9 protein-coding genes are annotated in these 11,898 nt (G+C 63.7%); 6 read left to right on the top strand and 3 right to left on the bottom strand.

The annotated features are described in order from the left end of the window. Window positions 1-32 precede the first annotated feature (32 nt). Window positions 33-1,601, bottom strand: a complete 1,569-nt coding sequence (locus tag AC0WR5_RS04200) for an extracellular solute-binding protein (RefSeq protein WP_475867187.1) — start codon at window positions 1,599-1,601, stop codon at window positions 33-35. A gap of 314 nt (window positions 1,602-1,915) precedes the next feature. On the opposite strand from AC0WR5_RS04200, the gene pdxR reads away from it, so the two are divergent. Together pdxR and AC0WR5_RS04190 are read left to right on the top strand one after the other, a co-directional pair. After that, window positions 1,916-3,421 (top strand): MocR-like pyridoxine biosynthesis transcription factor PdxR, encoded by a 1,506-nt coding sequence (gene pdxR / locus AC0WR5_RS04195; protein ID WP_475867185.1) that lies wholly within the window; start codon window positions 1,916-1,918, stop codon window positions 3,419-3,421. Between the two features lie 137 nt (window positions 3,422-3,558). Beyond that, entirely contained in the window at window positions 3,559-4,974 is a 1,416-nt protein-coding gene (locus tag AC0WR5_RS04190; protein ID WP_475867184.1) for a coniferyl aldehyde dehydrogenase, read from the top strand. A gap of 9 nt (window positions 4,975-4,983) precedes the next feature. On the opposite strand, the gene AC0WR5_RS04185 is transcribed toward AC0WR5_RS04190, so the two are convergent. Continuing rightward, a complete protein-coding gene (locus tag AC0WR5_RS04185; protein WP_475867182.1) occupies window positions 4,984-6,024 on the bottom strand; it encodes an AraC family transcriptional regulator in 1,041 nt (346 codons plus the stop codon). Between the two features lie 106 nt (window positions 6,025-6,130). Here AC0WR5_RS04185 and AC0WR5_RS04180 point away from each other — a divergent pair, with 106 nt between their 5' ends. From AC0WR5_RS04180 to AC0WR5_RS04165, 4 genes are read left to right on the top strand one after another with little or no spacing between them, the layout of a single operon-like run. After that, window positions 6,131-7,405, top strand: a complete 1,275-nt coding sequence (locus AC0WR5_RS04180; RefSeq protein ID WP_475867180.1) for an MFS transporter — start codon at window positions 6,131-6,133, stop codon at window positions 7,403-7,405. Continuing rightward, entirely contained in the window at window positions 7,405-8,157 is a 753-nt protein-coding gene (locus AC0WR5_RS04175) for a hypothetical protein (RefSeq protein ID WP_475867179.1), read from the top strand. Before AC0WR5_RS04180 ends, AC0WR5_RS04175 begins: the two co-directional genes overlap by 1 nt. Window positions 8,158-8,169: 12 nt before the next feature. Continuing rightward, window positions 8,170-9,447: an aminotransferase class III-fold pyridoxal phosphate-dependent enzyme gene (locus tag AC0WR5_RS04170; RefSeq protein ID WP_475867177.1), complete on the top strand. Its 1,278-nt coding sequence runs from the start codon at window positions 8,170-8,172 to the stop codon at window positions 9,445-9,447. Then, window positions 9,444-10,277, top strand: a complete 834-nt coding sequence (locus AC0WR5_RS04165; protein WP_475867175.1) for an SDR family NAD(P)-dependent oxidoreductase — start codon at window positions 9,444-9,446, stop codon at window positions 10,275-10,277. The genes AC0WR5_RS04170 and AC0WR5_RS04165 overlap by 4 nt, the downstream gene beginning before the upstream one ends. On the opposite strand, the gene AC0WR5_RS04160 is transcribed toward AC0WR5_RS04165, so the two are convergent. Beyond that, a complete protein-coding gene (locus tag AC0WR5_RS04160; protein WP_475867173.1) occupies window positions 10,274-11,896 on the bottom strand; it encodes a glycerol-3-phosphate dehydrogenase/oxidase in 1,623 nt (540 codons plus the stop codon). The two genes, AC0WR5_RS04165 and AC0WR5_RS04160, sit on opposite strands and share 4 nt — an antisense overlap. Window positions 11,897-11,898 lie beyond the last annotated feature (2 nt).

Raw genomic sequence — 11,898 nt, 5'->3', positions numbered from 1 at the left:
ACCACGGGGAGATGCGGCCCCGGGGGAGCCTGTCAGAGCCAGGTATCGGCGCCGGAGGCCTTCTTGATCGGCTCGGCCAGGTTCTCGGTCAGGGCAAGCCAGCTTTGCTGAACCTTGTCCTTGCCGATGCGCCGCGTGATCCGCTCGAAGCTGCGGGCGGCATCGTCCAAGGCCTCCTGCTTGCCCTTTTCGCCGGTCATGCAGGCGTGGATCTCCTTGTCGAGCGCGTCCTGATATTCGAACCCGCCGGGAATGCAGAAGTCAGGCACCGTGTTGACCATGTTGTCATAGAGCGTGTTCAGGTACGGCTGGGTGTAGGTATCCAGCATCCGCTGCGACGGCTCCTTCATGTGGGTCACGCGATAGGGGTCGGAATAGCCACCAAGATATGGAATCGCGTCCATCGAGATCGTGGGTGAGGTCATCCACTGTGCATAGGCATAGGCCAGATCCGGGTTGGCCGAATACTTCGATACCGCATAACCGTAGCCCCAGCAGAACAAGCCTGCGTAAAGCAGCGATCCGTCCTTGAGCTTGTCCGCCGGCATCACGGTGGCCGCGATATTGCCAGAGGTCGCCGGCCCGGTCGAAGGCGCCATGGAGTACTTGAACCCCGAAGGCCAGGCGATGTTCATGAAGCCCTCGCCGCGACCGAAGGCGTTGTAGTTCGACGACCAGGTGAAGGAGAAGGCATCGGGGTGCAGGAACTCGTTCATGGCCAGCATGTCGTCGAGAACCTGCAGGCCCTCGGGCGAGTTGAAGGTGGGGTTCATGTCGCGATCGAAGTAGAGCACGCCCTTGGACACCAGCCGCTGCATGAACATCCATTTCACGTAGTAACGCGAGCGATATTCCAGGGAGCCGTAGAAGTTGTTCGCCGGGTCATGCATGAAGCTGGCGAGGTTGTGGTATTCCTCCCAGGTGTTCGGCGTGGAAAGCGCCATGCCGAACTTGTCCTCGTACGCCTTCGCCTTTTCGGGATTGGCAAGGTAGTCGGATCGGCAAAGCAGCGTGATCTGGTCGCCGTCATTCAGCAGGCCCGCGACGCGACCATTGTAGAGCTGGGCATGGTGACTGGCCGGAAAGACGACGCCCCAGGACGGATCGAAGATCTCTGGATCGTACTTGTCTACATAGTCGGTCAGGTCGAAGATCACGCCGCTGTCGATCCAGTCGGGATAGGACATCGCCGTCGGCATCATCACGTCGTAGTTGCCCGTCTTGGCGACGGCTTCCTGCATGCCCTTGGTGTGGACCACCTCGTCGGGCTCCTCGATGAAGACCAGATCGATCCCGAGCTCGTTCTTCCAGAAATCGGCGTAGGGGGTCATGTTGCCAATGGAGCCAGTGGGGATCAGCAGCGTCAGCGTGCTCTTCGGCGCATTGGCGGCCGCCTGTTGGGCAAGGGCCCAGGCGCGTTCCTCCGGTCCCGAGATCGCCGCCCAGGCCTTGCGCGCGCCCAGCGGCGAGAGGGCCACCGCTTCAGCCACCGCGCCCGTGATCCCAAGGGCACCCATCTTTTTGATGAAGCTCCGCCGGCTCAGCGAGCCACTGTCCATCTTGTCAACGGTATCAAGAATTTCGTTCCGATTTTTTCTCATGTCTCTTTTCCCTGTTGTCCGCTCCCGGCGCAGGGGGATCTGCACCGGGAAACCTTTGTTCAGACACGACTTTCCCGTTCGCGGAACCGCATTTTCCGCGGCATCGGCCAGACCGGCCAACGTAAGGGCACCATGCCTTTTGTTCGATAAAGCGAGACTAGGTTCGACCGGTGCGATGCCGGTAGAACCATTTTGAAAATAACCGGGGGCACCAATCGCGAATTGGTCCCGTTGCCCTTTTCCCCGCGGCATGGCTGGGCAAGACTTGGGCCAACACCCTTGCTCCAAGACCTAGCCTTCCCAGGATAGCCGACATGCCAAAGACTGCCCGCGCGGGCCACCTGATCGCCATGGAGATCGACCGAACCGGCACGGTGCCAATCTACCGCCAGGTACTCGATGCCCTGAGAGAGGCGATCCTGACAGGCCGGCTGGCCACCGGCACCCGCCTGCCCTCGACCCGCGTCTTTGCCGAGGAAATGGAGGTCTCCCGCAACACGGTGATCCAGGTCTTCGAGATCCTGAAGGAAGAGGGTCTCCTGGACAGCCAGACAGGCGCGGGCACCTATGTGGCCGAACCCGTGCGGCTGATGCGGCTGGAACCACCCGTCGTCATTCCCGAGAGCGCGGAGACGGCCAGGGCGGCCCCGTTCCGATCGCTCTCCCGGCGCGGCAAGAACCTCGTTGCCTCGGCAAGCGGTGCCTTCTCGGAACGTCCGACGGGCTTCATGCCGGATCTGCCGGATCTGCGCGAATTCCCGATCAAGACCTGGATGCGGCTGCTGAACGAGACCTCCGGGCGGCTGACGGGCCAGATCCTCGCCGAGACCACGAACGCCGGCTATGAACCGCTGCGGCGCGCCATTGCCCAGCACCTGAACGCCTCGCGCGGGATGAACTGCGACTCGTCGCAGATCATCATCACTACCGGATCGCAGCAGGGGCTGGACCTGATCTGTCGAATGCTGCTCGACGCCGGCGACCCGGTCTGGCTCGAGGATCCCGGCTATATCGGCGCACATTCCGTGGTGCGTGCGAATGGCGGCACCCTCTATCCCGTGCCGGTTGATGCCGAGGGGATACAGGTCGACCGCGCCCTAGAGGATCACCCGGTGCCACGTATGATCTTCTGTTCACCTTCGTGCCATTACCCGCGCGGCGCGCCAATGTCGGGAGAGCGGCGAGAGGCTCTGGTGGCCGTGGCGAGGCGCTGTGGTTCCTGGGTGGTCGAAGATGACTACGACTACGAGTTCATCTATGACGCCCCCCAGCACTCCGCGGTCTTTGCCATGGACCAGGAAAACCGCACCATTCACATGGGCACCTTCTCCAAGATACTGCTGCCCTCGTTCCGGCTTGGCTATATCGTCGTGCCGCGCGATATGGCCGAGGCCTTTTCCAAGGCGCGCGCCGTTGTGGACAGGCACGCCTCGCTGATCGAGCAGATGGTCCTCTCGGAATTCATGCACCGGGGGCTCTTCGTCTCGCACATGCGCCGCATGAGAAAGCTCTACCAGGCGCGCCGAGATCAGTTGCGTAGCGGCCTTGCCGACATCTTTGGTGGCCCTGTCTGGCGGGATTCCGGCACCAGCGGCACCAACCTGGTGATCCCCCTGCATGACGAGGCGCCGGATGAGCGACTGTGTCGCGTGGTCTCCGACATCGGCCTTATCCTTCGCCCGCTTTCACCCTATTTTGTATCCCGCGCCCGCAAGCGGGGCCTGATCCTGGGCTTCTCGGCCTTTCGCGAAGACGAGATCGAGCGCGGCTTGCGTCTGGTGGCCGAGGTGGAACCGCAACTCAGGGACGCGCTGCCCTGACGGATCGGGCCGCACCGGTCGCAACGTCATGCCAATCGAGCACATCGGAAAGATTGCCCTTGCCCACACATGCGCGCTGAATTGCAGCGGGGCGGCACGCGAGATCATGCAAGGCGCCCCAAGCGGGAGGCGCTGCCATGAACATTCAACGGAACGAACCCGACATGCGTGCGATACTGGACCACCAGAGAAAGGCGTTTCTGAATGCGCCCGTACCCTCCCTCAAGGACCGGCGACAAACACTCAGGGGCCTCAAGGCCGCGATGCTCGCGCGACGCGCGGCCTTTCAGGCGTCGCTAAGCGCAGATTTCGGGCATCGCTCCCGGCACGAAACAGACATCATGGAGCTGTCCGGGCTGGTTCTGGGCATCGACTACCTGCATCGGAACCTGCGCCGTTTCATGCGGCCGGAGCGGCGCCCCGTCGGGATCTATACCCAGATGGGAAGAGCCCGTGTGGAGTATCAGCCCCTCGGCGTGGTTGGCGTGATGGCGCCCTGGAACTATCCCCTGGCGCTCTCCCTGATGCCGCTCGCCACCGCGCTCGCGGCCGGCAACCGCGTGATGGTGAAACCCTCCGAATTCACACCGCACACCAACGCGGTACTGAGCGAAATGCTGGCCGCGATCTTTCCTGCCGAAACGGTCGCCGTGGTCGAGGGCGATGCAGCCGTCGGCGCCGAGTTTGCCGCACTCCCCTTCGATCACCTGCTCTTCACCGGCAGCACCGCGGTAGGCCGCAAGGTCATGCAGGCCGCAGCGGCCAATCTGGTGCCGGTCACGCTCGAACTTGGCGGCAAGTCTCCGGTCATCGTCGAACGGGGTTACGATCTAAATCACGCGGCCGCCGGCATCGCTTTCGGCAAGCTGGTCAGCGCGGGCCAGACCTGCATCGCACCTGATTACGCCCTTTTGCACTCCGCAGATATCGAAGCCTTTGCGAGTGCCTATGAACGGGCTGTAGCCAAAGCCTATCCCGCTGGCGTGGACAGCCGGGACTACACGTCGATCATCAGCGATCAGCACTTTGCACGTCTCGACGGGCTGATCCATGACGCGCGTGAAAAGGGCGCGATCCTTCGCCCACTCGGTCAGCCGGCCGGCGCCTCGGCATCGCCCCGCAAGATGCAGCCCATGCTGCTGCTGAACGTCACCCCCGACATGCGCGTGATGCAGGAGGAGATCTTCGGGCCCCTGCTCCCGGTTATGGGCTACGAGGGTCTGGAGGACGCCATAGGACGCATCAACAGCGGGCCTCGCCCTCTCGCCCTCTACTATTTCGGCGCGGACAGACAGGCGCGGAGGAAGGTTCTTGACCGCACCGTTTCCGGCAATGTCACCCTCAACGGGACCATCATGCACGTGGCGCAGGATGCCCTACCCTTCGGGGGCGTGGGCGCAAGCGGCATCGGCGCCTACCACGGCATCGAAGGGTTCCGCACCTTCAGTCACGCGAAGGGGATCTATGAACAGGGTCGCTTCAATTCCACCCTGCTGCTGCGCCCTCCCTTCGGCCGGATGACAGATGCCATCCTGAAGATCCTGTTGCGATAGGTCCGGAGCTCAGTTCTCCGCCGGCCATGCCTCGAGCAACTCCCGCCGCAGTCGCCCGGGCGTCTTGCCTGTCCAGCGCCGGAAAGCGCGATGAAAGGCATGAGCGTCTGAAAAGCCCACCGCATGGGCAATCTGCTCGAGACCGAGCGCACGATTTCCAAGCAGTTCGCGTGCCCGGTCCTGCCGGGTGCGGTCCAGCAGCGTCGAAAAGGACGCCCCGTTCTCGGCCAGCCTGCGCCGCAACGTCCTTTCGCTCAGGCAAAGTGCCTCGGCGACATCTCCGGCAGAGGGGCGTGCCGCTAATCGCGCGCGCAGGGCCCGTTCCACCGTCTCGATGATCTCGTCGCTTTCGCGGCCATTTCTCCGCCCCTCCTCCAGCACCGCGAGCACCTGTCGATGGTTCAGCCGGTTTGCCGTGCGCAGGGGGTAACCGTGCCAATCCATGTCATAAACAAAAGTGCTGCAGAGCTGGGCGAAACGCACATCGCAGCCAAAGATCCGGGCATAGTCCTGCGCATGCGGCGGCGCCGGATAGGACAGCTCCACCCTCGTCGGGCAGAACCCCGAACCGATCAGGTCCCGTCCGATCTGCAAGAAACTGGCAAAGGCCTCCTCGACAAGGAAACGATGGATCGCCGGATCTGGAAAACGGCTGCGGGCCGCGACCTGCGCCGCCTGCGCCTCCGTCTCGATCTGAAAGGACAGCATCGAGCCGGCATCGCGTTGCAGCTGCAGCCCGAGCGCGATGGCCGCGCCGACCGTATCACAGGTCGTCATCGCATAGCCCACGAGACCGATCGAGGTCACCGTTTCGCGCACGCCGGTTTCAAGCCCGAGCGCGCTGCCCCCATCGACCCTGAGCGCCCGCAGGATCATCTCGCGCCCCTGCCGATAGGAGATGCGGCAGCCGGGATCATCCAGGTCCTGCACCGAAAAGCCAAGCCCCAGGAGCAGGCGATCGACCGGCAGATCGAGGTCCAGCATGGTCATGTAGAGACTGCGCAGCAGGAAGACAGGCGTATTCGCCTTGAGATACTCCGGGTCCTGCATTGCTGGCTCCACGCCCTTCTCCCGTCGACTGCTTCGCCCTTTCCAGCAACAATTCATCGCCCAGCGGGACGGGTGGTCAAGGGAATTCCCCCGTTCGGTCACCCGTATGGCCGACAAGGGCACTTTTCTGGCCCGAGGCGCCATTGCGATGGTTCCGGCATCCTTTAGCCTCGGTGGCGTTATCGCACATCTGCCCCCATCGCCCTGTCACAAGGGTGATCCACCCGTGAGTGCCGCCTTGAAGACATGGATCCTCAGCCTCAGTGCCGCCTTTGCCATCGCCCTTAATGGCACGATGGTGATGCCGGCCATCGTGCTGACCCTCAGTCGCCTGCCCGGATATGACGAAGCCCTCGCCACCGCCGTAGCCAGTGCCGAACTCGCCGGTATCGCGGTTTACGGTCTGCTTCTGGCCAAATGGGGCACGACGTCCCGTCGCCCCATCTTGATTCCGGCGCTCCTCGCCGTTCTGGCCGGTCAGTTGGCCAGCCTCTTTCTCACCATGCCGGCCGCTCTGGCCTCGGCCCGGTTCCTGGCCGGTCTCGGAGAAGGCGCGATATTCGGCCTGGTCACCATGCGGATCGCCTCGGCCCCCGACGCCGAACGCATCTGGGGCGCGATCAACCTGATTGGCGGCGTGGCCATGGGCCTGCTGCTCTTCGTGGTTTCTGCCCTGCCGGCCGAGGCTGGCTACCGTGCTGTCTTCCTCTGCATCGCAATTTTCATCGTGCTCATGTTGCCCCTGCTGCCCGCCCTGACACGCGGCAAACCCGCGTCAGCGCAGACACAGGATGCCCGCCCCATGGCGCCGCTCCGACTGGCGCTGACATTGGCGATGGTGCTGCTGATCTATGCGGTTCAGGCCGGACAATGGGCGATCTGCGGTTTCATCGGCCAGCTCAGTCATCTTCCACCGGCCGACGTCGGGTTTTACCTCGCGCTCTCTTCCGTTCTGGGGTTTGCAGGTGCGGCCGTCCCCGCCCTCACCCGTCGCAAATCCCTCCGCCTTCCCGCCATAGCAACCGGCCTGCTACTCATGGCCCTCTCGCTGCATGTCTTTTTCAATCACTTTGGCGCACTCTATTTCGTCGGTGCGCAGGTGGCCCTGAACATCGGCTTCTACATCGTCACGCCCTTCCTGACAGGCCTGCTGACCGAACATGATCGCGACGGCAGCCTGATGTCGCGAGCCCTGGTCATCGCACTTGTCGGTGCGGCTGCAGGCACGGCGCTGGCCGGCTTGTTGCTCAGCAGTCTCGGCCCCGGTGGTTTCAGCATGGTCTTCGTGGCTTTGACCCTCTTCACGGGGCTGATCGGGCTGATCATCTTCGTGCCGCTCCATCCGCGCACCGCCCATGGCCGATCGGAGGAAGCCTCCTGATGGACGCGACGACCCTTTCCCATATCAACCTCTTTGCCGTCCTCGGCGCCCTGCAGGATCTCTGCCGGCTGGACGTCGAGGCTCGGTCCCAGATCACCGAAACAGACACTTCCATCACGTTCGTGACGCGACGGGGCCCCACCGGCACACTGACCTTCGACCGCGGCAGCTGCCGCATGGAACAGGGCGCGCGACACGGGCAGATCCGCCTCTACCTGCATTCTCCGGATCGTCTGAATGCGCTGATGCGCGGGCAGGCAACACCAATACCATTGCGTGGCTTCCGCCACCTGAGGATCCTGACCGGCCCCTTTGAACGGCTGACCAAACGAATGGAAGCGGTCATGTCTCCACCTCCGGAAGAGCTGCAGGACCGAGTATTCCGCGCCCTGCACACCGAGATGCTGTTGCATGTGGCCGGTGCCGCACTGGTCGAGGTCGGCAACCATGATCCCGAACTGCAGGATTGGGCAGCCGCCATGCCCGACGGTACCATTGCCCTTACGGTCGTCGACGGCCCGGCCCTCTCCGTTACCAGGCAAAACGGACGGTTGACCTTCGCGCGCGGCATGCCCACGGCGCCCCGCGCACGGATGCAGTTTCGGGACATGGATGCCGCATTCGATGTGCTGACAGGCCGCAGCGACAGCTTCTCTGCCATTGCCGCCGAACGTCTGTCTCTCTCCGGGTTCATTCCCATGCTCGACGCCCTCGACAAGTTGCTGATCCGGGCCGGCGCCTACCTGACCTGAAGGAGGATCACAGTGGAGCCATACAGTTATCCGAAATCCAAGGCAGCCTTTGACCGGGCGATGAAAGTCATCCCGACCGGCATCTACGGGCACCTCGGGCCGGTGGAGGGCTGTGCCATCCCCCCCTCGGCCTTTCCCCGTTTCGCGTCACGCACCGAAGGCGCCTATTTCTGGGATCTCGATGGCAATCGCTTCATAGACTACATGTGCGCCTATGGCCCCAACATCCTGGGCTACAACGATCCCGACGTGGAAGCGGCAGCAGCCGCGCAACGGGCTCAGGGCGACTGTGCCACGGTCCCCTTCACGGCGATGATAGATGCGGCGGAACAGCTGGTCGATACGGTCGCCATGGCCGACTGGGCCTTTTTCGCCAAGAATGGCGGCGACGTGACCAGCCTCGCCCTAATGACCGCCCGGGCAGCGACCGGGCGCTCGAAGGTCATCCTCGTGAAGGGCAATTACCATGGCGTAGCGCCATGGACGCAAAAGAGCGGCTCTCCCGGCGTGGCGACCCAGGATGTCGCAAACAACCTCTTCGTCGAATGGAACGATTTCGACGGGCTAGAGGCGCTTGTCAAAGCACACCCCGGTGAAATCGCCTGCTTCCTGTCCACGCCATACTGGCACCCCGCCTTCCAGGACAACGAGCTGCCCGCTCCGGACTATTGGCAGAAGGTGCGCAAGCTCTGTGATGATCATGGCATTGTCCTGGCCATCGATGACGTGCGCTGCGGCTTCCGGCTCGACCTGCGCGGATCCGACCACCACTACGGATTCCGCGCCGACCTGCTGTGCCTCTGCAAGGCACTGGGAAACGGCCACAACTTTTCTGCCCTCTGCGGCAACGATGCGCTCAAGGACGCGGTATCGAGCGTCTTCTACACAGGCTCATACTGGCTCTCCGCGGTCCCTTTTGCAGCCGGCGTGGCAGCCATCTCCAAGATGCGCGAGATCGGCGCCGACCAGATCTGCTCTGACCTTGGCCGGCAGGTCACCGCGGGTCTCGCCGAGATTGCCAGCGACGAGGGGTTCTCTCTCGTCATCAGCGGTGAACCCTCGATGTGGTACATGCGCATCAACGACGACGACAGCCTTGCGCTGCACCAGCAATGGGTTGCCGAATGCGTGCGCCGAGGAGTCTTTTTCACCAATCACCACAACCTCTTCATCAACACCGCCCTTACACAAGGTGACATCGACCGCACTCACGAGGTAGCACGCGAGGCCTTCCGGATCGTCGCGAAGAACAACCCCTGGCTCAATGACAGGCAGCAGGTGCACGCGTGACGGCACCTGTTGCTCTCGTTGTCGGCGCCTCGTCCGGGTTCGGCTTCCTGGCGGCCTCCATGCTGCTGGAAGAGGGTCTGACCGTCTATGCCGCCGCCCGCCGCCCCGGCCCGATGGCACCGCTCGCGGAAAAGGGCGCGCACCTGGTGGAAATGGACGTGACCGATACGGCCTCGACCGACGCGGGCGTGGCCCGGATCATCGAAGAGGCAGGGCGGATCGACATCGTGCTGAACAACGCTGGATATGGCGCCTATGGCGCGGTCGAGGTAGTGCCTCTGAACGAGGCGCAGCGCCAGTTCGACGTCAACCTCTTCGGCCTCGCTCGGGTGAACAACGCGGTCCTGCCCCACATGCGCGCGCAACGCTCCGGCCGCCTGATCCTGACAAGCTCCCTTGCCAGCCATGTCAGTCCCCCGGGCCAGGGCTGGTATTCCGCCACGAAGCACGCGGTGCACGCCCTTGCCGACGCGATGCGCGGCGAACTTGCACCGCTCGGGATCAAGGTGATCCAGATAGAGCCCGGCCCCGTGCAAACCGGCTTCGAGAAGGTGGCCCTCGACGCCATGGATCGCCGGGCCACCCCCGAGGATTACCAAGAGATCCTCCGCGGTGCACGGCGTTTCATGGCCCGAAGCTATGCCTCTGCCCCGGGGCCGGAACGAACAGCGCGGGCCATGCTGCAAGCAGCGACGGCGCGGAAACCACGTGCCGTCTATCGGACGACCGCAGAGGCGCGTGTCGTGCCGGCCCTGCGCTTCATGCTGGGGACGGCCATCTTCGGGGGACTCCTGAACCAGATGATCCTGCGACAGGCGCGGCGGGATTAGCCATTGACGGCCGCCGGATGCGCCGGCGTCGGGACTTGCAACCGCGCCGTCAGCGCCGTCAGTTCCGCCCTTCGGCGTTCCTCATCCCATCCGGCCTCCTCAGCCACTACGTCTGCCACCCGGGCCAGTGTCTCCGGCGAAACGTCGCCCAGTGTCCCAAGCCCCATCCGGCGCATGACGACATCCTCCAGCGTCACCGCCGCTTCCATGCGCAGCGCATACACTGCCTGTGCAAGGATCTCTCCGTCTGCATCAAGAACCTGCCGAAGCGATGGCCGTTCCTGCACGAGAGACAGGACATCTTCAGCCGCCTCGCCATAAAACCTCACAAGGTGACCTATCGTGGCCTCGCCCAGCTCCGGATGTGCCTCGGCCAGCGACGCGGTGGCCTCGGAGAGGATCCCGATTCCATGTCCCTCCAGCGCATGCTGATCGGTGCGCGCACCGCTTCCGCACCTGTCCAATGCCTTCAGGATGCGCTTCACGGCCTTTGCCGCAAAGGCGCGGCTGGTTGTGTATTTGCCCCCTGTCGCCGTCATCAGTCCGGTCACGCCTGACGGGGCATGATCGACCAGTTCCGATGTGCGTGACGCGTTGTAACTGTCGCCCTCGCTCTCGACCAAGGGACGCAAGCCGCCATAGACGGCCTCGACATCCGCGATCGAAAGGGGTTCTGGCAGGGTTCCCATAGCGTTGATCTGCGCGATGAAGGTCTCGACCGCCTCGGCCGTCACGTGCCAGTCATCGACGGGGCCGGCATAGGGCGTCTCCGTCGGGCCGATAAGTGTTCTGCCGCGCCAGGGGGCAAAGCTGAAATGTCCGTGCTCCGAGACCTGCAGCACCATAACGTCGGTCAGCTTTCGGGTAACCAGGTAGATCCCTTCGGATCGCGTGGCCGGAGGCGGCCCGAGCAGCCCCGCTGTCTCCGGCGTTCGCGAGAGCAGCTCATGTGCCCAGGGCCCGGTCGCGTTCACCACCATCCGGGCACGTACCGTGTTGAGCTGCCCGTTGACGCTGTCGAGGATCTCGGCTCCGGTCACCTGTCTTCCGGTCAGGATAAGTTTGCGAACACGCGCATGGGTCAGCAGCTCGGCTCCCTCGGCCTGTGCCGAGCGCGCAAAGGCCAGCGTCAGCCGTTCCGGATGCGGCATCATGCAATCGTGGAAAAGGACGCCGCTGCGAATTTGCGGCAACCCCATGTCCGCAAGCTCCGCAGCCGCCAGCCGCCGATGGGCGGGAATACGTTGTGCCGGGTCGATCACGCAGTTTCGGTCAAAGGACAGCAGGTCATAGGCCACCAGGCCAATGCGGGCGATCAGCTCCGGCTCGGGCAGGACCATGGCGATCGGGCACACCAGCCCCGGCGCGATGTTCGACAGGACCCGACGTTCGGCCAGGGCCTCGCGCACCAGGCCAAGCTCCAGGTTCTTGAGATAGCGCAGCCCCCCATGGATCAGCTTACCGGTCGCAGCCGACGTCGCCCCGCCGATATCTCCCTTGTCGACCAGTGCCACCGACAACCCCTGCGCCGCCGCCTCGTAGGCCATGGCGCATCCCGTGATGCCGGCCCCGATGATCAGCAGGTCACGATCCTTGCCCGGTTCCAGGCCTCGTTTCATCT

The organism is Pseudooceanicola sp. DL12, from assembly GCF_056270665.1.
This window is presented reverse-complemented; position numbering and strand designations above follow the sequence as displayed.